Annotated in this window: 15 protein-coding genes and 1 pseudogene; 12 read left to right on the forward strand and 4 right to left on the reverse strand. The window is 38.4% G+C overall.

Translation table 11 applies throughout. The features are described from left to right. Position 1 precedes the first annotated feature (1 nt). Genes kdpB through HLV59_RS06790 form a run of 4 tightly spaced genes read left to right on the forward strand, consistent with a single transcriptional unit; the run spans position 2 to position 6,081 of the window. Positions 2 to 2,041 carry a potassium-transporting ATPase subunit KdpB gene (gene kdpB, locus HLV59_RS06775; protein ID WP_171429603.1) on the forward strand — a complete coding sequence of 680 codons (2,040 nt, stop codon included), beginning with the start codon at positions 2 to 4 and terminating at the stop codon, positions 2,039 to 2,041. 13 nt (positions 2,042 to 2,054) lie between these two features. Next, on the forward strand, positions 2,055 to 2,660 hold the full coding sequence (gene kdpC, locus HLV59_RS06780; protein ID WP_171429604.1) for a potassium-transporting ATPase subunit KdpC: 606 nt from the start codon (positions 2,055 to 2,057) through the stop codon (positions 2,658 to 2,660). 38 nt (positions 2,661 to 2,698) lie between these two features. Further along, positions 2,699 to 5,353 carry a sensor histidine kinase gene (locus HLV59_RS06785; protein WP_171429605.1) on the forward strand — a complete coding sequence of 885 codons (2,655 nt, stop codon included), beginning with the start codon at positions 2,699 to 2,701 and terminating at the stop codon, positions 5,351 to 5,353. A gap of 11 nt (positions 5,354 to 5,364) precedes the next feature. Next, positions 5,365 to 6,081 carry a response regulator gene (locus HLV59_RS06790; protein ID WP_016145792.1) on the forward strand — a complete coding sequence of 239 codons (717 nt, stop codon included), beginning with the start codon at positions 5,365 to 5,367 and terminating at the stop codon, positions 6,079 to 6,081. An 89-nt stretch (positions 6,082 to 6,170) separates the two neighbouring features. Here HLV59_RS06790 and HLV59_RS06795 read toward each other — a convergent pair whose 3' ends face one another. Continuing rightward, a complete protein-coding gene (locus tag HLV59_RS06795; protein WP_171429606.1) occupies positions 6,171 to 7,595 on the reverse strand; it encodes a glutamine synthetase family protein in 1,425 nt (474 codons plus the stop codon). Positions 7,596 to 7,999: 404 nt separating this feature from the next. Here HLV59_RS06795 and HLV59_RS06800 point away from each other — a divergent pair, with 404 nt between their 5' ends. After that, on the forward strand, positions 8,000 to 8,548 hold the full coding sequence (locus HLV59_RS06800) for a DUF2799 domain-containing protein (protein WP_016145790.1): 549 nt from the start codon (positions 8,000 to 8,002) through the stop codon (positions 8,546 to 8,548). A gap of 48 nt (positions 8,549 to 8,596) precedes the next feature. Here the strand turns inward: HLV59_RS06800 and coq7 are convergent, their stop codons facing one another. Next, positions 8,597 to 9,232, reverse strand: coding sequence for a 2-polyprenyl-3-methyl-6-methoxy-1,4-benzoquinone monooxygenase (coq7, locus tag HLV59_RS06805; RefSeq protein ID WP_002119684.1), 636 nt, complete (start codon positions 9,230 to 9,232; stop codon positions 8,597 to 8,599). Positions 9,233 to 9,235: 3 nt separating this feature from the next. After that, positions 9,236 to 10,558, reverse strand: coding sequence for an MFS transporter (locus HLV59_RS06810; protein WP_081033746.1), 1,323 nt, complete (start codon positions 10,556 to 10,558; stop codon positions 9,236 to 9,238). 166 nt (positions 10,559 to 10,724) lie between these two features. Between HLV59_RS06810 and HLV59_RS06815 the strand changes: the two genes are divergently transcribed. The 6 genes from HLV59_RS06815 to HLV59_RS06840 all read left to right on the forward strand — a co-directional run bounded on the left by HLV59_RS06815 (position 10,725) and on the right by HLV59_RS06840 (position 23,531). Then, entirely contained in the window at positions 10,725 to 13,460 is a 2,736-nt protein-coding gene (locus HLV59_RS06815) for an autotransporter assembly complex protein TamA (RefSeq protein ID WP_171429607.1), read from the forward strand. Between the two features lie 26 nt (positions 13,461 to 13,486). Then, the gene (locus HLV59_RS06820; protein ID WP_171429608.1) at positions 13,487 to 17,995 is read left to right on the forward strand and encodes a translocation/assembly module TamB domain-containing protein; all 4,509 of its coding nucleotides are present in this window, start codon (positions 13,487 to 13,489) and stop codon (positions 17,993 to 17,995) included. Positions 17,996 to 18,270: 275 nt separating this feature from the next. Further along, positions 18,271 to 19,506, forward strand: a complete 1,236-nt coding sequence (locus HLV59_RS06825; protein WP_171429609.1) for a lactonase family protein — start codon at positions 18,271 to 18,273, stop codon at positions 19,504 to 19,506. Positions 19,507 to 19,640: 134 nt separating this feature from the next. Then, positions 19,641 to 20,003: a hypothetical protein gene (locus HLV59_RS06830; RefSeq protein ID WP_016145785.1), complete on the forward strand. Its 363-nt coding sequence runs from the start codon at positions 19,641 to 19,643 to the stop codon at positions 20,001 to 20,003. A 252-nt stretch (positions 20,004 to 20,255) separates the two neighbouring features. Continuing rightward, complete coding sequence (locus HLV59_RS06835; protein WP_031948784.1) at positions 20,256 to 22,895, forward strand: bifunctional aconitate hydratase 2/2-methylisocitrate dehydratase; 2,640 nt, start codon at positions 20,256 to 20,258, stop codon at positions 22,893 to 22,895. 54 nt (positions 22,896 to 22,949) lie between these two features. Beyond that, a complete protein-coding gene (locus HLV59_RS06840; RefSeq protein WP_171429610.1) occupies positions 22,950 to 23,531 on the forward strand; it encodes a hypothetical protein in 582 nt (193 codons plus the stop codon). 125 nt (positions 23,532 to 23,656) lie between these two features. Here HLV59_RS06840 and HLV59_RS06845 read toward each other — a convergent pair. After that, positions 23,657 to 23,971, reverse strand: a pseudogene (locus tag HLV59_RS06845) (anion permease); the annotation flags it as partial. 247 nt (positions 23,972 to 24,218) lie between these two features. Between HLV59_RS06845 and HLV59_RS06850 the strand changes: the two are divergent. Beyond that, on the forward strand, positions 24,219 to 24,653 hold the full coding sequence (locus HLV59_RS06850; protein ID WP_171429611.1) for a hypothetical protein: 435 nt from the start codon (positions 24,219 to 24,221) through the stop codon (positions 24,651 to 24,653). The last annotated feature ends 45 nt before the right edge of the window (positions 24,654 to 24,698 follow it).

Raw genomic sequence — 24,698 nt, forward strand, 5'->3', positions numbered from 1 at the left:
AGTGAAAATGAATACACAAACTCATGTAAATAGCCATAAACAAACCATGGCAGTGCCAAATTTTGAAGTTTGGAAAAATGCATTTGTGAAACTGCTACCGCAGCATGCAATTAAAAACCCTGTGATGGCAATTGTATGGCTTGGAACAGTGGTTACAGGCATTAGTACAATCTTAGGTTACACCACGCTGTTATTTGGTTTAGTGGTTACAGCAATTCTGTTTATTACCATTTTATTTGCTAACTATGCCGAAGCAGTTGCAGAGGCTAGAGGCCGTGGGCAGGCATCTTCATTACGTGCAGCAAGAGAAAATTTAACGGCTCGAAGACTCAACTCTTTGACAGACCGTCAAACCACTCAAATCGCAGCTACTGAACTTCATTTAAATGATTTTATTGAAGTACATGCAGGTGAGCTTGTTCCTGCCGACGGTGAGATTGTAGAAGGCTTTGCAACTATTAATGAATCGGCTGTTACAGGTGAGTCAGCACCTGTGTTACGTGAAGCTGGAACAGACCGTTCAGGTGTTATTGGCGGAACCAAAGTACTTACAGATCGTATTGTTGTGCAAGTGACTGCTGAATCTGGTCAAAGTTTCTTAGACCGTATGATTGCTTTGGTTGAAGGCTCAAATCGCCAGAAAACTCCGAATGAGATTGCACTTGGCTTCTTGTTAATGGTGATGACAATCACGTTTTTAATTGTCGTGATTAGCTTGCCATTTATTGCCAAGTATTTGCATATTGAACTTGATCCAGTTGTGCTCGTGGCATTATTGGTCTGCCTGATTCCTACAACCATTGGTGGCTTGTTACCTGCGATTGGTATTGCAGGGATGAACCGTGCCCTCAAAGCCAATGTTTTGGCGAAATCAGGTAAAGCGGTAGAAGTCGCGGGTGATATTGATGTGCTTTTACTCGATAAAACAGGAACCATTACTTATGGTGACCGTCAAGCAACTTCTTTTTATCCTTTAACTTCGGTAACCGAGTCTGAGTTGAGAGCTGCTGCTTGGGTAAGTTCACTTGCTGACCCAACACCAGAAGGGAAGTCGATTGTTAAGTTAGCAAAAGAGCAAGGTTTAAAACAGCAAGAACCTGAGCAAGCCGAATTTATCTCTTTTAGTGCTTCGACTCGAATTTCTGGTGTGAATTTACCGAATGGTGAGCAAATTCGTAAAGGTGCTTTAGATGCAATCTTAAAGTTTGTAGATGAAGATTATTCTCAAGATTTAGAGTTAAAAGCACGTGTTGAACAAGTTGCTAAAAAAGGTGCAACACCATTAGTGGTAGCAAATCAACATCATGTATTGGGTGTGATTGAGCTTTCAGATGTAATTAAACACGGCATTAAAGAACGTTTTGCCCGTTTAAGAGAAATGGGTATTAAAACTGTCATGGTTACAGGTGATAACCCATTAACTGCGGCCGCGATTGCTGCTGAAGCTGGTGTAGATGATTATATTGCCGAAGCAAAACCAGAAGACAAATTGGCTTGTATTCGCACCGAACAACAGCAAGGTCGTTTAGTTGCAATGGTCGGTGACGGAACCAACGATGCGCCAGCATTAGCACAAGCCGATATCGGTTTAGCCATGAACTCGGGTACACAAGCTGCAAAAGAAGCCGGCAATATGGTCGATTTAGACTCTGACCCGACCAAACTACTCGCTGTAGTTGAGATTGGGAAACAGCAACTGATTACCCGTGGTGCTTTAACAACATTTTCGTTAGCAAACGACGTCTCTAAATACTTTGCCATCTTGCCTGCATTGTTCGCTGCTGCGATTCCACAAATGCAAGTATTGAATGTAATGCACTTAGCAAGTCCAAGCAGTGCGATTTTATCTGCATTAATTTTTAACGCGATTATTATTCCGCTATTAATTCCAATCGCACTCCGAGGCGTGAAATTTAAACCGTCAACGGCAACTCAGTTACTACGTCGAAATATGTTGATTTATGGTGTGGGTGGCGTGGTTCTACCATTCATTGCCATTAAAGCGATTGATGTTGTGATTGTTCAATTATTTGGTTTGTAATCTGGAGTTTGAAATGAAAACTTATGCACAAAATTCAGAAGCAAATTTGGGTCAGACCTTAAGAGCATCTTTGGGATTATTAATTTTTACCTTAGTTGGCTGTGGTGCTGTTTATAGTGCGATTGCTACAGGTGCGGGACAGGTGCTATTTAACAATCAAGCAAATGGTAGTTTGATTGAAATAGATCATAAAGTTTTAGGGTCAAAATTAGTCGCTCAGCCATTTGTGGGAGAGGCTTATTTTCATCCACGTCCTTCAGCAGTCGCTTATGACCCGATGGCTATGGCGGGTACAAATTTAGCTCGTACTAATCCTGAACTACAGCAACAAATTGATGCTCAGAGTCTTGTGGTGAAAAAACAAGATCACACAGGTAATACACCAATTCCAAGTGATTTGGTGACTAAATCGGGGAGTGGTATTGATCCGCATATTAGTCCTGAATCTGCTCAGTTACAGGTTGCTCGAGTGGCGCAAGCGCGTCATTTAGACCCTAAGATTGTGGAAGAGCTTTTGCAAAAGCATATTGAACCGAAGCAGTTTGGTGTATTGGGGCAAGCTCGTGTTAATGTATTACAGCTCAATATTGCTTTAGATCAATTACAATCTACACATTAACTTAAAAATAAAGTTGTTAGTTTACCGGATGATATCAAGTGCAAAGCAATCGCGAAAATCAGGCTGAGGCCTTATTAAATCATGTCAACAGATATCAAGCTGGTCGACTAACGGTCTTTTTAGGTGCGGCACCTGGTGTTGGAAAAACCTATGCCATGCTTGCCCGTGCCAAAGAGTTATTTCAACAGGGCACAGATGTGGTTGTGGGTATAGTTGAAACCCACGGAAGAATAGAAACTCTAAAAATTTTGGAAGGCTTACCTGAAATTGCTAGAAAGGAAATGCAATATCAGGGGCATACATTAGAAGAAATGGACTTGGATGCTATTCTGCTTCGGCATCCAGAAATTGTTTTGGTCGATGAGTTGGCTCATCGCAACGTCCCAAATAGTCGTCATGAACGACGGTGGCAAGATGTTAATGAGTTGCTAGACGCTGGTATTGATGTATTCACCACCATAAATATTCAACATTTAGAAAGCCTAAATGATGTGGTTTACCAGATTACCGGGATTCGAGTAAATGAAACGGTACCAGATCGGGTATTTGATCGTATCCGAGACATTCGCTTAATTGATTTACCTGTCAGTGAGCTTATTGAAAGGCTCCATCAAGGGAAAGTCTATGTACCAGAGCAAGCAAACCTAGCATTACAAGGCTTTTTTAGCATTTCAAATTTAACGGCATTACGTGAACTGGCAATGCAATGCGTTGCTGAGCATGTCGATTCAGACTTAAAAGAGAGCTATGCCTCTAAAGGTTTGAAGTCTATCTCGCTGCAAAATGAATTGATGATTGCGATAGATGGGCAAGGTTCCTCTGAGTATTTAGTACGGGCAGGCTGCCGTTTAGCAGAACGTAATGGCGCTACATGGACTGTAGTGAATGTTGCTAAAAGCTTGGACTTTGGGCAGAGTTCAGGAACTTCTTATAAAAAAGAATATATCGAGATTGACCGTGCATTTGAATTGGCTCGGCAACTCGGTGGTCGAACAGAAGTTTTATATGGGCCGCGAGTTGCTTCAGTGTTAATGGATGCCGCAGTTGACCGAGGAATTTCAAATCTGGTCATTGGTAAAAGTATTTCGCCTTGGTGGTTAAAGTTATTTAAGAAAAATTTAGCTCAGCAATTATTAAATCAAGAAAACTCAATTGCTTTAACCATTTTGCACCCAGAACAGGGTACCAAAAAGATCAATCAAATTGAAAAGCCTTCATTTTTATCATTAAAAGAAAGTATTTTTGTTTTAGCTGTGACGTGTGGCAGCATTTTTCTAGCTCATTTCGCGGAAGTTCTATTTGGTATTGAAGACTTCTCTGTCATTTTCATTATTTCAGTTTTAATTGTTGCAACTAAAACCCGAATGCTTGCTGCCGTAGTGGCAGCCTTAATCTGCTTCTTAGCTTATAATTTTTTCTTTATCGCACCACGTTTTACTTTTCAGATTTCAGCACACCAAGGGGTCGTTACTGTTGTTGCTTTTTTTGCAGCAGCGTTAATCGCTGGACGTTTGGCCTCTCAGTTACGCCAGCAAGTTTTGTCTTTAAAAGCAGCAAATGCCTACACTACGGTAATGCAAGATTTGGCACGTAAGCTTTCTAGTGCCGTTAACCTTGAAGATGTCATGCAAACAGGTCGAATGACTTTAGAAACACAGCTTCAAACAAAGGTATGGATTTCTATTCAAGATAAGGTCATTTCATCTGATATTGAGCTAAATGATAAAGAAAAAGTAGCTGCAGAATGGTGTTTGAAACACAGGCAGCCGTGTGGGCGTTTTACAGATACACTCAGTCAGTCAAACTGGTGGTTTTTACCTCTTTTAGAACAGAAAAATAGCCTAGGTATAGTAGGAATTTATTTTAAGGATGATGTAGTTTCCTTAAATTTTGAGCAGAAGAAACTAACGGAAAGTGTGGTCGAGTATATTGCTCAGGCAGTACTTCGGACTCAATTGGTTAATGAGCTTGAACAAGCAAAAGTCACCAGCGAAACAGAGCGCTTACGTTCAGCTTTATTATCGTCGGTATCGCATGATTTACGCTCGCCACTTGCTTCTATTATTGGGGCGGCAGACACGCTTGCCAATTTTAAAGCTGATATGTCAGAACAAGACCAGCAAGATTTACTTGAAACAATTCATTTAGAAGGTGAGCGCTTAGACCGTTATATTCAGAACTTGCTTGATATGACCCGTTTGGGACACGAAGGTCTAACTTTAAAAAGAGACTGGATTGGCGTAGATGAATTAATCGGCTCCGCAACCCGCCGTTTAAAGCGCTACAAACCTGATACTCAAGTGATCGTTCAGTTGCCTGAACAAACTATTAGTTTATATGTCCACCCAGCACTAGTAGAGCAAGCTATTTTTAATGTTTTAGAAAATGCCGCAAACTTTTCACCTCCAGATGAACCAGTTATGATTCGTACTCATCTTTTGTCAGACGATGAAGTAAAAATAGAAATTGAAGATAAAGGTGCAGGAATCCCTGAAGACGAAAGACACCGCATTTTCGATATGTTTTACACCATGGAACGTGGAGATCGTGGGAAATTCGGTACGGGTTTAGGGCTAACCATCGTAAAAGCGATTATTGGTGCTCATATGGGTACAATAGAAGCATTTTCAGGGCGCCAAAATAGAGGTACTTTAATTCAAATCAAATTACCCATTCATCCAGTAAAAGAATAAGTTGTAAATTCATGATAAGTCCAGAAACATCACCTGTAGAAACACGTATTGTGATTATTGATGATGAGCCTCAAATCCGTAAATTTCTAGACATTGCTTTAAGAACTCAAAAATACAAAACCACGCTCTGTGAAACGGGTTACAAAGGCCTAGAGGCATTGGCAACCCAAGGGGCTGATTTGGTTATTTTAGACTTAGGCTTACCCGATTTAGATGGAAAAGAAGTGCTTCAAGAATTACGTAGCTGGTCGAATGTTCCCGTTATTGTGTTATCTGTCCGTGCCGATGAATATGAAAAAGTTGCCTTGCTAGATGCAGGTGCAAATGACTACATGACCAAGCCTTTTAGTGTGCAAGAGCTTTTGGCGCGCATACGTGTCATTCTAAGAAATCAACCGATTCAGCAAGAAGCTCATGTGTATGACGATGGCTATCTCAAGGTTGATGTCATGCAACGATTAGTTTGGATCGAGCAACAGCCAATTACTTTAACTCGAAAAGAGTTTCAACTTTTGACGCTATTAATGCGCTATCAAGGGCAGCTTTTAACACAGCCTCAGCTCTTAAAAGAACTGTGGGGCCCAACCCATCAGGAAGATACGCACTATTTACGTATTTTAGTGGGCAAGCTACGCAGTAAACTGGGGGATAACGCGATTCAGCCACGTTATATTGCAACTGAGCCAGGTGTTGGATTACGTTTTTTAGCTAAGCAGAAAAATCATTAATAGATATAAAAAAAACCTTAGGGTATTTCTCCCTAAGGGTTCGCTGAATACAGTGTTTCTTTATTTTTTATGTCATAGTGTTTTTTGAGTTATATATCCCAATGTTGTTCTGCTTCGGTCATTTGACTGTAAATATTTTGATATTCAGCCTGTTTAACCGTGTACCAATGCTCTACAAAGTCTGCTCCTAAATATCCTTTTAAAATAAGACTTCCTTTAAATATTTTTAAGGCTTCCGGTTGATTGTTGGCTAATAAAATGTGCTCGTCTGGAAACTTTAAAAGATGTGCAGGTTTTGGTAGCGGTAATTTATGAGATAAGCCATAAGATACACCCGCTAAAATTGTTGCTGTAACGAGATAGGGATTACAGTCGGCTCCAGCAACGCGATATTCTAAGCGTTGATTTTGTACATCTGAGCATGGAATCCGGATTGCTACGTTACGGTTATTGGTGTCCCAATTGGCTTCTAATGGCACATGATGTCCAATTTTAAAACGTCTATAAGAATTAATATTAGGCGCTAAAATAGCCATAGATGCAGGCATTAATTCAATAAGTCCGCTAATTGCGCTGAGTAATTTGATGGAAAGCTTATCTTTTTCTTCTTCTGAGCTAAATATATTTTCATGGTACTGATTGAGCAGGCTCATATGAAAATGCATACCACTACCAGCTTTTGCCAAGTTTGGCTTTGCCATGAAACAAGCAGTTAAGTCATGTTTTTTTGCGACTTGTTTTACAATTCTTTTTAAAGCATTAATTTGATCGCAGAGTTTTAAAATATCATGGCTGTGTTGAAGATTTAATTCATATTGTCCAGGGGATGACTCTGCAACAATAGCGGTAATTTCAATAGACTGTAATAGAGCGGCTTTTTCAACTTCTTCTAGGACTTGTTGGTAGTTATTTGGCGCATCTATATCAAAACATTGGTTTTCTGAACATGTTTCAGATTGAGGGTAAGGTGAGAAAAGGTAAAATTCTAGTTCGGCAGCCATGACAGGGAAATAATTATTAGCATGTAACTGATTTAATAATTTTTTTAATATGTTGCGTGGTTCATAGTGACAGTCTGAACCATCTTCTTCTTGCATTGTGAGGAAAAGCTGAGCATTGAATTCTGGGGATAAGGCACTTGGTTGCAAGCTGCCTAAAATGGGCAGACAAAGTCTATCTGGTTCACCAATGTATTTTCCTAGGCCTGTCTCTTCAATCACTTTTCCATCAAGACTCATTGCATAAACAGAAAGTGGAAAATAACATCCATTAGATAGATTTTTCAGACCCTTAACGTCAATACGTTTACCACGAATATGCCCGTTTAAGTCATGCAAGCAAATATCAATGTGCTGAGTGTGGGGATATAAACTTAAATATTCATCAACTTCTTTCAGAAAAAGCTCTGAGTTGAAAGTGCTAGGTTGTACTGGAGGATTAAAATCATCTGATATTTTAAATGCCTTAAAAAGAGGATTTTGTAAGTTTAAATTAGGATAAATAAGCGTACTCATTATAAAAACCTTGGTGGTTATTTAGCTAAAATCCTACCGTAGCCTTTGACGTTAATCTCGTAAAAAAAGAGTAAAATGATGAAAGATTCTGTTGTAAATAATTTTGATTTTTTATTATAATAATCAATATTTTGATGCTTAATTTGATAAGCAATTTTTAAAGTAAAATTAGCGTATAAGAGCACTCGGCGCATTATAAAAATCTTTGGATTTCTCTTTTTTAAACTAAACAAAGCTAGAAATTTAAGCTTCTTATTTGGTGAGATGGTCAAACTGTTTTAAACTTAAATGCTTATCCAGTTAAACATTTATTTATAAATCTTGAATTGAGCAAGGCTTATATAGCACATGTACTGGAATTTTATTTTTTGCGTTTTTTAATTTTATTTTTGAGTTTTCTTAATATGAAAAATATCGGTTTAGCCATTTTAGCAATCAGCCTTTCAGGTTGTGCTGCAATGAGCGTAGAAGAATGTAAGACTGCGAATTGGTCATTAGTGGGTGAGAAAGATGGTTCAAAGGGATCTTCGCCACGTTTAGATCAATATTATAAAGCGTGCGGAAAAGCCAATATTGTTCCAGATCAAAAGTCATATGAGCGCGGGTACAAAGAGGGGCTAGGATATTATTGTCAGCCTGCAAATATTTTTTATAACGCTTTAGAGGGCAATGGCAATATTAATGTGTGCCCAGTTGAGCAGCGCAATCGTTTAAGACCTTATTATCAAGCAGCTTCCGATTACTATAATGCAAAAGCTGAATACGATCGTTATGACGAAAAGTTTAAGCAATATTCTGATAATGCCTACAACGAAAAATTAAAGCCAGAAGAGCGTGAACGTTATCGTAAGCTTTTAAGAGAATTACAAATTGATCGTGACCGCATTAACAGAAACTATTGGAACTCAATTCGAGATATCGAACGTTTCAAATATGATCACGGGTTAAAATAATATTTTAAAAAAGGATTGATCGGAATGAGATCAATCCTTTGTTTTTTTTCAAAGATAATAACTAGTTTTCGTCATTAACTTTGAAATCGCAGTCATCGTAATTTTTACTGCATATGGTAACTCAACACCGCCTGCTTCAAGTGCAGTATGACGGTGATGTAATTCATCCTCATTCATTTGCTCTAAAATTTTACGAGAGCGCTCATCTTGAGCTGGTAATTGGTTTAAGTGATCTTGTAAATGCAGACTAACCTGACGCTCAGTTTCGGCCACAAAACCTAAGCTATATTTATCACCTGCAATACCAGCAAGGGCACCCATGCCATATGACAACCCATACCAGATTGGGTTTAACAAACTTGTATGACTGTTTAATTCTTTTAAACGGTCTTCGCACCAAGCTAAATGATCTTGTTCTTCAATCGCTGCTTGTTGCATTTCCTGACGTACATTTGGCAATTTCGCTGTTAATGCTTGCCCATGGTAAAGTGCTTGAGCACACACTTCACCACTATGATTAACACGCATTAAGCCTGCGACATGGCGAGCATCTTCTACGCCAAGTTTTGTTTCTACTGTTTCAGCTGGATTTTGACGCTGTGCTGCTGTTGCACCCGGAACAAGACTACGCAATGCCTGATCAAATGAGTTAATAAGTTGATCAATTCCAGTATAGTGGCGCATAAATTAGTCCTCTAAAGAAAGGTGGGCTGTGGCAAGCATTGGTTTTAGTCGGGCAAGAAGCCAGATACTAAAGATTGCACTAAGTACAGCTGTAATAATAAATAGTATTTTAATATCAATTTTTAAAACACTTAAGATTAAGATTGAAAAAATTGCAGAAGAAACCATAAAAACGGCATTTAAGATGTTATTCGCTGCAACAACTCGAGCACGATGTGAGCGTGGTGAGTAAGCCTGCATCATGGCATACAAAGGAACTATATAAAAACCGCCACTAATACCCAGTAAAGTCACAGCAATCATGACATGGTAGTAAACCCAGCCCTGAGTAAAAACATCTTTTAAAGTCAGTAATGCCCCAGTTCTTTCGGGTACAAAAGCTAAACTGGCAGCAAGGTAGAGCGCAAAAACAGTAAGGCCAACTGCACCAATCGGCACCATTTTAATATTAATTTCTGAGCCACCAATTTTACGGCAAAGAAGAGAACCCACACCAATACCGACTGAAAAGAAAGTCAGTAACAGACTAACGACATTTTCTGATGCATGCAGATTTTGTTGGGTCAGCTGCGGAATTTGAGTTAAATAAGTTGCTCCATAAAACCAATACCATGAGTTGCCTAGCAAAATTGTGAATACTAACGGTAAGCTTTTTGCATATTTAATGGTTTGGAAACTGGTACGGATAAAATTCCAGTCAATCTTTAAGTCAGGCGCAGCAATTTTTTGTGGCAGAATGAAACGACTAAATAAATAGCCTATGCAAGCAATAGCAACGACGGTGATACTAATCCACAATAAATTTCCATCTGATGAGGCAATAACGGCACCACCTAAGATCATTCCGAACAAGATTGCCATGGATGTGCCGGATTGAAATAGCGCATTACCCGACATTAACTCGTTCGGTTTTAAGATTTCAGGCAAAATTGCGTATTTAATCGGACCGAAGAATGTCGAATGTGTACCCATCAAAAATAAAGCAAAAAGAAGTAGCCATAAGTTTCCTAACAGGAAACCCGCAGTACCGATGAGCATAATGATGATTTCTAAAATTTTAATACCACGGACGAGTTGAGATCGTTCGTATTTGTCGGCGATTTGTCCAGCTGTGGCTGAAAAAAAGAAATATGGCAGTATAAACAAGAGGGCTGCCAAATTATTAAGCGTGCTTACCGGAGCAGATTGTTGCTGAATCCATCCATAAGTAATCACCAATAATAAAGCTTGCTTAAAAACATTATCATTTAATGCGCCAAAAAACTGGGTAAAAAACATCGGTACAAACCGACGTGAGGTCATCAGGTGCTCATCTTGTTTCATCATGTGCAAACTTCATTGTGTTTTATAAAAAAATGTGACCGAGTGTTAATTTGCATCGAAAACCATGTATGATATTTTTAACGCTTGATTAAATGAAAAATCAATGGTTTTGAGTGAGTTTTACACTCGCATTGGTGCGTTTTATTAAAAAATAAGTCTAGAGTTTTCTATGCCTTCTAAAATTAAGTTTAAACAGTCAACTCTCTCTCATTCTATGCATTTAATTTTAAAAATGCAGGGGATTCCTAAACTTATTTGTAGCAGCTTGTTGTTAAGTGTTTGTGTAACGCCAAGTTTTGCTCAAACTTCTTCTGTAGTAGCTGATTCATCAAGTTTAAATCAAACTGTATCTGATGAGTCAACTGAACAATCAGCCCAAGTTAATCAGCAATACACTGCTCCAGTGACAGATGTGGCTACACTTGTGACTCAAGCTCAGCAACAACAAGATAGCTTGGCTATATTGCAACAACAAGAACAATTTCCAAATCAAATTGATGAATTTAAGCCAATTGCTCTTGATAATCTTGAAGATTTACCTGAGATGCCTGTTGATCAAAACATGGCAAATGAAATTTATAGGGTAGCAGAAGAAGCTAAAAGTGAAGCGCAGAACTTTCAAAATGGGACGCAGAAGCAGTCTGAAGTTACTGTAAGCGATGCAACTCAATCTGAGTTGAATCAGATTAATCAGGCGCCTGTTAATATTGATCAGCTCATGCAAGAGATTAAATCTGATAGTAAGATTGTTGTCGAAGCCAATGAGACTGGGAAAACACTGCCTGAATTAACACCAGAGGTCGAAGAACCACCTGAGCAAGCTGGCTTCTTTAAGCGTATTTTAAATAAAGTACGTCCACCGCGTGCAATTCCGATGGAGCAAGTGCCGCGTATTAGCGCAGAGGTAGAAGGCGCTTCAGATGAGTTGGCTAAAAATATTAAAGGTAAATTATCAACATTTACTCAAGAATCATTTGAAGACTTCAATGCTGCTTTACCTCAGCTTAGAACATTGAGTAATCAAGCTGCTCAAGCGGTTGGTTATTATAATGCTGAGTTTCGATTTGAAAAATTAAGTCCGAGTCGGGTACGTGTCCGAGTAACACCAAATGAGCCAGTACGGATTAATGAGCAAAATATTGAATTTACAGGTCCTGGTGAAAAGCAGCCACAATTTCAGGTTATTCGTTTAGTCCCTGATCAAGATGTGGGTGATATCTTTAACCACGGTTTATATGAAACGACCAAAAGCCGTATTGTGGATGCGGCATCTGATAACGGTTATTTTGATGCTTATTGGCGACTGCACGATGTGAAAGTGAGTCAACCGGAAAATAAGGCCGATATCAATTTACGCTATGAAACAGGTGAGCGTTATAAATTAGATAAAGTTGAGTTTCGTATGAGTGATCCATCGAAACCTTTGCCATTAAATCAAAATATATTAGAAAGTATGGCGCCTTGGAAAGAGGGTGATGACTATGCCTTCTGGCGTGTAAATGTGTTAGCAAATAACCTAACTAACTCACGTTATTTTAATTACACTTTGGTTGATAGCATTAAACCAGATCCAATTGAAAAACCACTTGAGCTACCACCAGATTTACAAGCTTTGGTCGATGAGCAAAACATTGATGTTGATGAGTCTGATTTACTTTCACCTGAACAACGACAACTTGCGAAAGCGCGTCAACTAGCGACCTCTAATAAAGAAGTTACGCAAAACGTAGTAGATGAAAAGCAGTTTGCTGGGACACAAAGTGCAAAAGAGGCAGAGCCTCAAACTGCAATGTTGAAAAGCGCCTCAGTTCAACAAAATGAACAAGAAACTGAACAGGACCGTTTGCAAGCTCAAGCAAGAGAAACAAAAAGAATTCCAGTTATTGTGACTTTAAATGCAGATAAGCTAAATAGTTTGGAAACAGGTATTGGTTATGGAACCGATACAGGTGCGCGTTTACGTACCCAGTATCGCCGCGCTATTGTAAATAAATACGGTCATTCTTTTGATTCTAACTTAGAGGTTTCAGAAATTCGTCAATCTATTGATGGGCGATATAGTATTCCTTATAAACACCCATTAAATGACTATTTTAATATTGTGGGTGGATATGAACGTGAAACACGTGATGATATTGGTCCAGATGTAAGTTTATTAACTGAATCGGCTGTTTTTGGTGGTGAACGGGTAATCAAGCGTCCACTAGGAAACTGGCAACATACAATTGGTGTCCGCTATCGTTTAGACCGTCTTACACAACAAGGTGATGTTGATATTTCTGAGTTACCGGATGCGTTTAAAACTGCGGCATCTGAGCAGGAAGCATTATTATTTAGTTATGAAACATCTAAAACTTCAAGTAATACACGTTTAAACCCAACTAAAGCTTTTAAACAAACTTATAAATTAGAATTAGGTAGTGAGAGTTTACTGTCTGATGCCAATATGGCAATTGCAAGTGCGGGTTGGAGATTTATTTATTCTCTAGGTGAAAATGATGATCATCAATTTGTTGGCAGATCTGACCTTAGCTACATTTTTACCGATGACTTTGACAAAGTGCCATACAATCTTAGATTCTTTACGGGTGGTGATCAAACTATTCGAGGATTTGACTATAAAAGTCTTTCTCCAGAAGTAGATGGATATAAAATTGGAGGCCAGGCTTTAGCTGTAGGTTCTTTAGAATATAACTATCAGTTCAAAGATGGATGGCGCGCAGCTATTTTCTCTGACTTTGGTAATGCTTACGATAAAGACTTCAGCAATCCAGCAGCTTATAGCGTTGGGGTCGGAATTCGCTGGAAGTCTCCAATCGGTCCAATCCGTTTAGATGTCGCTTCGGGTATTTCAGATGAAAACCATCCGATTCGTTTACATTTCTTTATAGGCCCACAACTTTAAAAATAAAATTTTATTAGGTTTATTTTATGGCGGAAGTAGAACAGCAGCCCACTTCGGCACCTAGCTCTCCTAAGAAGAAGCGTCGCATTTTGCGTAGCTTCTTGCTGATGATATTGATCATATTGTTATTATTGGCTTCTTCGTTGGTCATTATGATGTCAACAGATCGCGGTAGCCGTTTTTTATTAGATCGGGTTTTAGAAGCTCAGAAAATAATTAAATATGAATATGAAGGCGGCAACTTACTGCGGGGCATCATTCTTAAAAATGTGTTGGTGCAATTAAAAGACGTTGATGTTTCATTGGATCGAGCTGATGTAGGCTTGGGATGGCGCTCTTTATTATTAGAAAAAGAAGTGCATTTGAGCCATGCAGATGTGCGCAACTTACGTATTATTAATAAAACTCCGCCTTCTGGTAAACCGTTTGAATTTAAACCCATTAAATTGCCATTTGTTTTACGCGTAGATGAGGGAGATGTTGACCATTTAGAGCTTAAATTATCGAGCTCAGATGTAAGTTTCTATAATGTCCATTTACAAGATGCGCTCTGGTCAGAGACCAAACTAGAGTTTGAAAAATCTAGTATGGATATGGGATATCTTTCAGTCCATAACGCGACAGGTAAAATGGACTTTAGTGGTAAATATCCATTAAATGCCACAGCAGATTTAAGAATTCCGTCTTTAAAAAGTCTAAATATTCAGAATATTAAAGTTGCAGCTCGCGGAAGTTTAGATACTTTAAAAGCTGGCGTGGCTACAACAACTCCAGATTTATTAACGGGTTGGGTAATCTTACATCCTGTTCGCGATGAAGTTCCGATGCAGGGTGAATTATTACTAAGAAACTACCACTTGCCTTTATTACAAGAACAAAAACTCTTTGCAAAAAATGGTGTGATCAAGTTTCAAGGTGATATTAAACAACTTAATTTAGCACTTGATACAGATTTAAAAGGTGAGAATTTACCTGAAGGTCAATACAATGCTTTAATGAATACTGATTTGGTTAATCAGTTGAATATCACTGATTTTAATGGCCAAGTTATGAAAGGTGCCGTTAACCTTAAAGGTTTGGTAAGTTGGAAAGATCATGTCACTTGGGATATCAAAGGTCGTTTAGATCACATTAATCCTAAAGACAAAGCGATTCCTCAGGTGGTTCAAGACTTTTTGCCACCAAGTTTAGATGCAGCTGTTGCTTCAACTGGGTCATTAGAAAAAGGCACAGAAGTATTTGCTAATATTGACTTTGATCGTTATGAGTCTTGGAAACTCAAACTTAATCAGGCACCTGAAAAGAATAATAAACCTCAGCCGATGCTCATGAATGTGGCTTGGGCAAATATAGATCGTGCAATGCCTTATATTGGCTGGTTAAGTAGTGACAATGGTCAAGTTGATTTAACATTACGCGACGGTCAACAAGATATTAAAGTTGCAACAAAAGTATATCAGCATGAAAAAACTTTATTGCCAGCAGGACAATATCTAGCCAACCTGAATGTTAAAGATAATATCTTAAATGTTCCTAATTTTAGTTTTGCTGCTGAAAAAGGCAACTTAACAGGACAGGCTAAAGTTTTATTACCTACTGAAAAACGTCAGCTGGCTTGGAATGCATTATTAAATGCGAAAGATTTTAATCCACAAAGTATTCATGCAGCAGCACCAGTAAACCTATTAAACGGTTCGATTAAGGCAAATGGTTTTGCTAAACCAAACCAGCAAATTATCCAATTTGAGAAAATTGATTTAACGGGTCGATTGGCTCAAGCTGGTCAAGAAACGGTAAGTTTAGGCGGAAAAAGTACAGCAGCCCTTTTATTTCATGATGTAAAAGCTGGTGGGGGCTTTAAAGGCTTTGCAGTTAATTATGATGGGTCTTTAAAAGCCTTAAAACAGGCGAATGGTTTGTTGAAATTTGCTATAGCCGGTACACCAGATTATATTCGAATTAGCCAATTACAACATGATGGTGTGGCAGGAAAAATCTATGCGACAGGTTCTGTAAATTTAAAAGACCGTATTGCATGGGATATTAATAGCTCATTAGTACGCTTTAAACCTCAATATTTTGCCTCAACTGTTAAAGGTGAAATTTCAGGGAATCTGAAAACCCAAGGGGTTTGGTCTGATCACTTGAAGCGAATTAATATTCAACAATTGAATCTTGCTGGCTTTTTGAATAATAAACCTGTTCGAGGTAAGGGGAATTTATCTTTATTGATGGATTCCAACCAAAATGGCTTTTTACCTCAGCAGTTTGAAGCAAATAACTTATTTTTAGTGTATGGGCAGAACCAGCTACAAGCTACAGGTAATGCACAAAATCTAAAAATTAAGCTCAATGCACCAGCACTCTACGAATTATATCCAGGGTTACGTGGTCGAGCTTATGGTAATCTTAATGTTCAATCACAGCCACGTTTAAAAGCAACAGCAAATATTGCAGTAGATAATTTTGCTTTTAATACACTTGTCAGTGTGAAGAGATTAAGTATTCAGGGTGAGCTTCCAACATCAGAAACAACACCGACTCAATTAACCGCAAAATTAGATAATTTACGAAGCGGAAATAGAGAAATCCAGTCTGCAGAAGTGAATTTGACGGGTACAAGAAAAGCACATTTATTGAAAGTACTCGGTAATAATAAAATTTCGAAGTTCTATGTTCAGTTGGCAGGCGGGTTTAACCAAAACAATGACTGGTTAGGACAGATTCAAAAAGGAAGCTTTGATTCACGACGAATTCGTTTGGCACAAAATCAAAATGCGCCAATAATTTTTACTTCTGCACGATCTGAGTTATATGTAGGTCAACATTGTTGGCAAAGCACCAATAGTCAGCTTTGTTTTGATCAGCCTGTACGGGTGAGTAAAGCACGAGGTAATGTTTCCTTTGTAACTCAGAACATGGACTTAAGCGACTTCGCTGCATTTATGCCAGAAGGCTTAGCAATGACTGGACAATTAAATGGTTACGCTAAGGCATCATGGGTAAATGGAAGTAATCCAAAAATTGACGCACGTTTAATTACGCGTAAAGGTGAAATCGGTTTAGCTGCTGAAGATCCACAAGACCCTGCAACGACTTTGGCTTATGATGAGTTAGGGGTGATTGCAAAAAGTGTATCAGAGGGTCTGCTATTCCGTGTTGATGTTAAAACACCAGATATTGGTACGGGTTATGCGAACGTTATTATCAACCCATTCCAGTCATCAATGCCAATGCATGGCGAGGTGGCCTTTAATGATGTTCAATTAAAAGTCTTAAAACCATTTATTCAAGATGTTCGTTCAATGAGTGGTACTTTAGCCTTGGCAGGTAAAATCAACGGTACATTAACCCAGCCTCAGTTTACTGGTGAAATGCGTCTGAAAAATGGTGCCATCAGTATGATTTCTCTACCGGTAAATTTAACCAACGTTCAGGTGTATTCATCAATTCGTCAAGATATGGCAACCATTGATGGAGCATTTAATAGTGGACAAGGTGTAGGGTTACTTAAGGGTAGTTTTGAATGGAAAGATGCGCCACGCCTTCAATTAAATCTTAAAGGTGATAATTTATTAGTGCGCCAAGCTCCATTAATTACCGCAATTGCCAATCCGAACTTGACACTTGATATGTATCCTTTCGATAAGCGCTTAAGCTTAAAAGGATCTGTAGATGTTCCTCGCGCACGTATTTCAATGCCAGAAACATCTGCTCCAGTGATTAATACCTCATCAGATGTTCGTATTGTACGCCAAGGCCAAGATCCACTTGCAATTTTACGGGCCGCTAAACCTTGGGATATTCGAGCTGACATTGCTGTTAATATTGGAAAACAAGTTATCTTCCAAGGCTTTAACAGTAATATTCCATTAGTTGGTCGTCTAAACTTAAGCCAACGTGGCTATGAGACTGCAATGAGAGCTAATGGGGCAATTGGTGTTAGTCAAAAAGTGAAAATCGAAGCCTATGGACAAAGTCTAGACTTGAACCGAGCAATTGCCCGTTTTAATGGACCACTCGCTAACCCGACTTTAGACATTGATGCAAATAAAAATGTTCAAGGTAGTATGGTTGGGGTACGTGTTACGGGTACTGCGACATCGCCAAACATTCAGGTCTATAACGATGCAGGTCTATCTGAGCAAGAAGCATTAAATGCGCTTGTTACTGGTCGTATTAATGAAGGTTCGAGTGGTTTGAGTAATGCAGAAGGTTTTAAATCTGATGTAAACAACACCATTGCTGCTGCTGGTATTAGTATGGGCTTGGGTGGTACACGAGCTTTAACTAATCAGATTGGACGTACGTTTGGTTTGAGTGGCCTAGCTTTAGATGCACAAGGTACAGGTGATGATACGCAAGTGAGTTTAACGGGTTATATCACACCGGATCTGTTTATTCGTTATGGTGTTGGGGTGTTTACTCCTGTAAATAAACTCACACTACGTTATCAAATGAATCGCCGTTTATACTTAGAAGCGAGTCAATCTTTAGAAAGAGCGATCGACCTTTTCTACAATTGGCGCTTTTAGTTGATTGAAACCAATAATGAATGAATTAAAAGCTCACTATCGTGGGCTTTTATTTTAATAACACCTTCATAAAATTTAAAAAAAGTTGGATATTGATTAAATAAACATCAGTTTCTTAAAAGTAATCAAACCCTGAGTAGGTTCTGATTAAAGAAAATTCACTTGAAAATTGCTCTTTTATAAATTAGCTTTCAGAAGCATTAAATGAAATTAAATTAAATTGATAAGACCTTGTTGATAAGTGCAAATAAGGTGGTTCTTTCAAGGATATAGCAGTGAAAATAAATACTTGTGTTGAAATTAAATATGGCAAGGAAAATGATACGAATATTAAATATCGTGGGCTAATTCAAAAGTTAACAGCAACATTGTCATTGACGCTTTTGTCATTTGGATGGGGCTCCACCGTAAATGCCGCACAACAACAAATCGCTTTAGTGGGAACATGGACATCGATTCCAAATGCACCACTTGTGCAAAAACCAAAAAAAGCCAGTGAAGGTTTATACCAGCTTCAAGTAAATAGCGATGGAACTTTAACCCCAGTTAATGTGTTGAAAATGAAAAGTCCTTCTTGGATTGTGAAATCAAAAGATGGCCGTTTTGCATATACCACGAATGAAGAAAATGAAGGAGCGGTGACCGCATTATCAATTCAGAATGGAAAGATGGAAGTATTGAACACAGTGGATAGCCATGGCGGGCATCCAACGCACGCATCGATTAGTTTAGATGGTAAATTCCTGTTTGTATCGAACTACTCAGCATTTGATAAAGGTCGCGGTGGTGTGGCTGTTTTACCAATTCTGCCAAACGGTCATTTGGGCGAAAAAGTACAAAATATTGTTTTTGAAGAAGGTTCGGGCCATGTCAAAGGCCGCCAAGATAGTGGTCATGCTCATTCGACAACTTTCAGCCCAGACGGTAAGTATTTGTATGCTAGTGATCTTGGCAATGACAAAGTCTATGCGTTTCGTTATAACCCGAACAAGCCTCAACCACTCGAGGCGGATAGCAGCAGAGATGTGACTTTTACGCATGGTTCTGGTCCACGTCATATGGTCTTTTCACCAAATGGCAAACATGCGTATGTTACCGCAGAAATGCGAAGTGAAATTGTGACATTTAACGTGCAAGATGGTCATTTGAAAAAAGTAGCTGAGCTAAAACTGGTACACGAGGACAAAACACCTGAATTTAAGAGCGCGAGTGGAATTATCCTTAGCCCAAAAGGTAAATATGTGATTGCTGCCAATCGAGGTGCAGACAACAAACTTTTAGTATTTAAAATCCAACAGAATGGATTGTTAGCTAAGCCAGTTGTTTATAAAGCGAATGGTATTGAACCACGTGCTTTCTCATTCGATGCATCTGGTAAATATCTATATGTAACCAATGTTTACAGTAATAATATTAGTTTATTCCGTTTTGATGAAAAAAATGGGACCTTAAAACCTGCTGGTGATGCAGCAAAAATATCAACACCTACGGATATCAAATTCTTTAATTAATTTGAATCACTAAACTGGTATTTTTAATATTTCATATAAAAAACCGAGATTTTGTTGTCTCGGTTTTTTATGGCAGTTTTGGCAAAAACGATGATTTTCCGTATGATATGGACAGCAATAATTAGTGTAGTGAAATGATGAAAAAGATTTTATTGATTGCAATGAGTTTGCTCTTTGTTGGTTGTTCAGAAAAGAAACCATTAACACCAGAAGAGCAGTGGCATGGCTTTTGTACTAGCGTAGGAAATGCTGCAAGAAGTATTGTTTTTGATCGTCAACAAGCAATTGAAAAAACGCAGGCAGTTGAGCATGCAAACAAGATTGAAGATGAGATAACTAAAAAATTCATTCTTAATGTTATTGAAAAAGTTTATGCAATTCCAAAAGAAGAACTGACCAAAGATTCTCAAGCAATTCAAGAAAAAGTTAGAAAGCAAATGATGGATGAATGTTTGGCAACCCCTCATGACAAAATGCCAAAATATAAATCGTTCTAATTGTGGATGAAGTTATCGAATTTCTATCCAATAAAGCTTAATTTGTTCGAAAAAAACTCAATTTAGCCCAATATGCTCATTATTTGGACACAGGTATTTAGATACAAAATAATGGGCATCACGGAGAAACACCCCGCGCTCATTAACTTTTACCTTGAACTCTAGTAAACTTTTGTAGTCCATATTGCTTGTGAAGCTTTTAAGAAAGCTGGAATTTGCAAGTAATTTTTCAAAAAAAGAGGAATGAACACCGTGCTAGAAGCTTACCGCCAACACGTTGAAGAACGTGCCGCACTCGGAGTCCCACCGAAGCCACTTGATGACGCTCAAACAGCTCAGCTTGTTGAACTATTAAAAAATCCACCAGCAGGCGAAGAAGCGTTCTTGGTAGATTTGCTTGAAAACCGTGTTCCTGCAGGTGTTGACCAAGCAGCTTACGTAAAGGCAGCGTTCTTGGCAGCGATTGCAAAAGGCGAAGCAACTTCACCACTCGTTTCTAAAGAGCGTGCAGTTTACTTACTTGGTACTATGTTAGGTGGTTATAACGTAGCCCCACTTGTTGAACTCCTTGACAATGCTGAACTTGCAGGCTTAGCTGCTGAAGCATTAAAGAAAACTCTTCTTGTATTTGATGCATTCCATGACGTAGCAGATAAAGCAAAAGCTGGTAATGAAGCTGCTAAAGCTGTTTTACAATCTTGGGCTGAAGCAGAATGGTTCACTAGCCGTCCTGACGTTCCAGAAGAAATCAAAATCACTGTGTTCAAAGTAACTGGTGAAACAAACACTGATGATTTGTCTCCAGCTCAAGATGCTTGGAGCCGTCCAGACATCCCATTACACGCAAATGCAATGTTGAAAAACGAGCGTGATGGTATCAACCCTGAAAAACCAGGTGAAGTTGGTCCATTAAGCCAAATTAAAGAACTTATCGCGAAAGGCAATCAAGTTGCTTACGTTGGTGACGTTGTTGGTACAGGTTCAAGTCGTAAGTCTGCAACTAACTCTGTTCTTTGGTTCTTTGGTGATGAACTTCCACACATTCCAAACAAAAAAGATGGTGGTGTGTGCTTAGGTTCTAAGATCGCTCCAATTTTCTTCAACACTATGGAAGATGCAGGTGCATTACCTGTAGAAATCGACGTTGCTAACATGAACATGGGCGACGAAGTAGTATTGAAAATTGACCATGCTGCTGCAAAAGTAACTGCTTTTAAAGATGGCGTACAAATTTCTGAAGCAGAACTTAAAACTCCTGTACTTTTAGACGAAGTACGTGCTGGTGGTCGTATTAACTTGATCATTGGTCGTGGTTTAACTGCTAAAGCGCGTGAAGAACTAGGTCTTGAACCTTCTACATTGTTCCGTACTCCAGTACAACCTGCTGACACTGGCAAAGGCTTCACTCAAGCTCAAAAAATGGTTGGCCGCGCATGTGGTTTACCAGAAGGCCAAGGTATCCGTCCAGGAACTTACTGTGAACCTAAAATGACAACTGTTGGTTCTCAAGATACAACAGGTCCAATGACTCGTGACGAGTTAAAAGACTTAGCGTGCTTGGGCTTCTCAGCTGACTTAGTGATGCAGTCTTTCTGTCACACTGCTGCGTATCCAAAACCAGTTGACGTAACAACTCACCATACATTACCTGACTTCATTATGAACCGTGGTGGTGTATCTCTACGTCCAGGTGACGGTATTATCCACTCTTGGTTAAACCGTATGTTACTTCCAGATACAGTAGGTACTGGTGGTGACTCACATACTCGTTTCCCAATCGGTATTTCATTCCCAGCGGGTTCAGGTCTTGTTGCGTTCGCAGCTGCAACTGGTGTTATGCCACTTGATATGCCTGAGTCTGTACTTGTTAAGTTCAAAGGTAAAATGCAACCTGGTATCACTTTACGTGACCTTGTACATGCAATTCCTTACTATGCAATTCAAGCGGGTGATTTAACTGTAGAGAAGAAAGGTAAGAAAAACATCTTCTCTGGTCGTATCCTTGAAATCGATTTATCAGAAATGGAAAATGACTTGACTGTTGAGCAAGCTTTCGAACTTTCTGATGCATCTGCTGAACGTTCTGCGGCTGGTTGTTCAATCACACTTTCTGAAGAGAAAGTTGCTGAATACTTACGTTCTAACATCACTATGTTGAAGTGGATGATCGCAGAAGGTTATGGCGATGCACGTACACTTGCTCGTCGTGCTGAAAACATGCAGAAGTGGTTAGATAACCCAAGCTTGTTAAAAGCTGATGCTGATGCTGAATACTTAAAAGTTTACGAAATCGATCTAGCTGACATCAAAGAACCAATTCTTTGCTGCCCGAATGATCCAGATGACGCTAAACTTCTTTCTGATGTTCAAGGCGACAAGATTGATGAAGTATTCATCGGTTCTTGTATGACGAATATCGGTCACTTCCGTGCAGCTGGTCAGTTACTTGACAAAGTACCTGGTGGTTCATTGTCTACTCGTTTATGGTTGGCTCCTCCAACTCGTATGGACGAGCACCAATTAATGGAAGAAGGCTTGTACAACATCTATGGCCGTGCTGGTGCACGTACAGAGATGCCTGGTTGTTCATTATGTATGGGTAACCAAGCACGTGTAGCACCGAACACAACTTGTGTATCGACTTCTACTCGTAACTTCCCGAACCGTTTAGGTCAAGGTGCAAACGTTTACTTAGCGTCTGCTGAGCTTGCATCTGTAGCTGCGGTTCTTGGTAAATTACCAAGCCCAGAAGAATATCAACAGTACGCGTCTCAAATCGACAGCGCTTCTGCTGACATCTACAAATACTTAAACTTCGACAAGATGAGCGAATATACTAAAGAAGCTGATCAAGTTGATACTAAGAAAATCCAAGCTGCTCAATTGACTTAATTTGTTGGTTTAGCTAAAAATAAGGGCTGATTAATCAGCCCTTATTTTTTTATAATGAAAAGCATTTTAAATATAGAAAAAAATATTTTTGAATTAGAAAATATTTTGAATAAAAAACAAAAAATTGAAGAGTTGGAAAGCTCAATTCAGCAATTATTCTCCATAATATTAAAAGATTATCCTTATCTAAAATTACCGACGTTTTCAATAATTCCAACAAGGGCTCTAGAGTTTATGGTTTGGTATCAAGACCCAAATGCCATTACTGAAACCTTATTAATTAAGCAAAATAGTTTTACTGCCTATTTATGGAGATGTGATGATGAAAAATGGTATTTAGATGATTTATATTCTGAACCACGCGAAATCGCCTCTAAATTAATCAAAAATATACCTGTCTTTTATTCAATTCCTGAGAATCCTAAAGAGGTTAAGCATTTACTTGAAATTGGAATAATGCATTTTAACGAGATTTTATTTCCCATTTTTTCAAACAGAACGTTAGAGGACAGTAGAGAAGTATTGACATGGGATGATCACTTTTTATTAGTAGGTACCCAATTGACCAATCTTAAACTTTATAGTCATGAAGAGTGGAATGCCTTGATCGATAGAGAGAATTCTTATTTAAATTAAAATTAGGCAAAAGATTTTTAAGATTAAGAGATATCTATACTGATGGTAATATTATTTATACATTGGCATTTAAATTTAGAGAAACATTCCTATTAACATAAGAATGTTCCTCCATATTTATAAAATCACCAATACCCCAACACTTTCCACCAAAGTCCGCCAATCACCACAAAAATAATGATATTAACCACGCTCATGACAAAGCCAGCTTTCCACCATTCACCAAGTGTGGTGTAGCCCGAGCCGAACACAACAGGGGAAGTGCCAGTCGCATAATGGGTTAATGTCATCATAATGCTAGAAGCTGCTGCCATCATTAAAACAAAGAGCATGGGCGGTGCACCAAGTGCAATTCCTGCTGTATAAAAGGCTGCAAACATTGCAGTAATATGTGCCGTTGTACTAGCAAATATATAATGTGCATACAAATAAGTAACCAAACAAAAATAGTTATGATTTAAGGAGTAATTTCTTGGATAAAAATCAATATTTTTATTCTATTATTAGGGTTAAAAAGTTAACAGGTTCTTTTTTTTATTAAAAAATAACAAATAGATCAAATTTTGTTTAATGAAAATGTAAAAATAAATATTATGCTAGATATTAAAGCGTTTTTTGCTTTAAAATAATTGAACGAACTTAATAATAATTAAAAAAATATGAGTATTTTATATAGGGAACTTAAGAATGCTAAAGACAATTGTTGAATTTAAATTTGATGATTATCAATTATATGGTCAAAAAACGTATGCTGATGAAGGCGGTATATTAATTCAAAAAACTGAAGATATTGCGCAGTATATCTTTAGTATATTAAAGAATAGATATCATTTGAATGTAGAGCTATATAGCGAGAAATGGGGATGGCAAATTGAGATTCCACTACCTGAAATAACAATGTATCTTGGAATCAGCGTTTATGAAGAATATAGCAATGGATTCGCAATTTTTATTTCCCCAAATACGCCGATTTTAAGAAAGTTTCTATTTAGAAAACTTGATATTACTCATCATATTATGGTGCTGCAAAACTATATAAATATTATTTTAAAATCCCATCCCGGCATCTACGATGTGATGTGGTGGGAAGAAAATGAATTCCGATGTGTAGCCGCGGATTGATGCAAGAAGTAAAGTTTAAGACTTAAATTTTGGCATAAGTAAAAC

It is taken from the genome of Acinetobacter lactucae, from assembly GCF_013122135.1.
Lineage (GTDB): Bacteria > Pseudomonadota > Gammaproteobacteria > Pseudomonadales > Moraxellaceae > Acinetobacter > Acinetobacter lactucae.

Excerpts from the sequence above, each read along its gene's own strand:
- HLV59_RS06800 (WP_016145790.1), top strand. The coding sequence starts at position 8,000 with ATGAAAAATATCGGTTTAGCCATTTTAGCAATCAGCCTTTCAGGTTGT.
- HLV59_RS06795 (WP_171429606.1), bottom strand. The coding sequence starts at position 7,595 with ATGAGTACGCTTATTTATCCTAATTTAAACTTACAAAATCCTCTTTTT.
- HLV59_RS06815 (WP_171429607.1), top strand. The coding sequence starts at position 10,725 with ATGCCTTCTAAAATTAAGTTTAAACAGTCAACTCTCTCTCATTCTATG.
- HLV59_RS06840 (WP_171429610.1), top strand. The coding sequence starts at position 22,950 with ATGAAAAGCATTTTAAATATAGAAAAAAATATTTTTGAATTAGAAAAT.
- HLV59_RS06820 (WP_171429608.1), top strand. The coding sequence starts at position 13,487 with ATGGCGGAAGTAGAACAGCAGCCCACTTCGGCACCTAGCTCTCCTAAG.
- HLV59_RS06850 (WP_171429611.1), top strand. The coding sequence starts at position 24,219 with ATGCTAAAGACAATTGTTGAATTTAAATTTGATGATTATCAATTATAT.
- kdpC (WP_171429604.1), top strand. The coding sequence starts at position 2,055 with ATGAAAACTTATGCACAAAATTCAGAAGCAAATTTGGGTCAGACCTTA.
- HLV59_RS06810 (WP_081033746.1), bottom strand. The coding sequence starts at position 10,558 with ATGATGAAACAAGATGAGCACCTGATGACCTCACGTCGGTTTGTACCG.
- HLV59_RS06790 (WP_016145792.1), top strand. The coding sequence starts at position 5,365 with ATGATAAGTCCAGAAACATCACCTGTAGAAACACGTATTGTGATTATT.
- coq7 (WP_002119684.1), bottom strand. The coding sequence starts at position 9,232 with ATGCGCCACTATACTGGAATTGATCAACTTATTAACTCATTTGATCAG.
- HLV59_RS06830 (WP_016145785.1), top strand. The coding sequence starts at position 19,641 with ATGATGAAAAAGATTTTATTGATTGCAATGAGTTTGCTCTTTGTTGGT.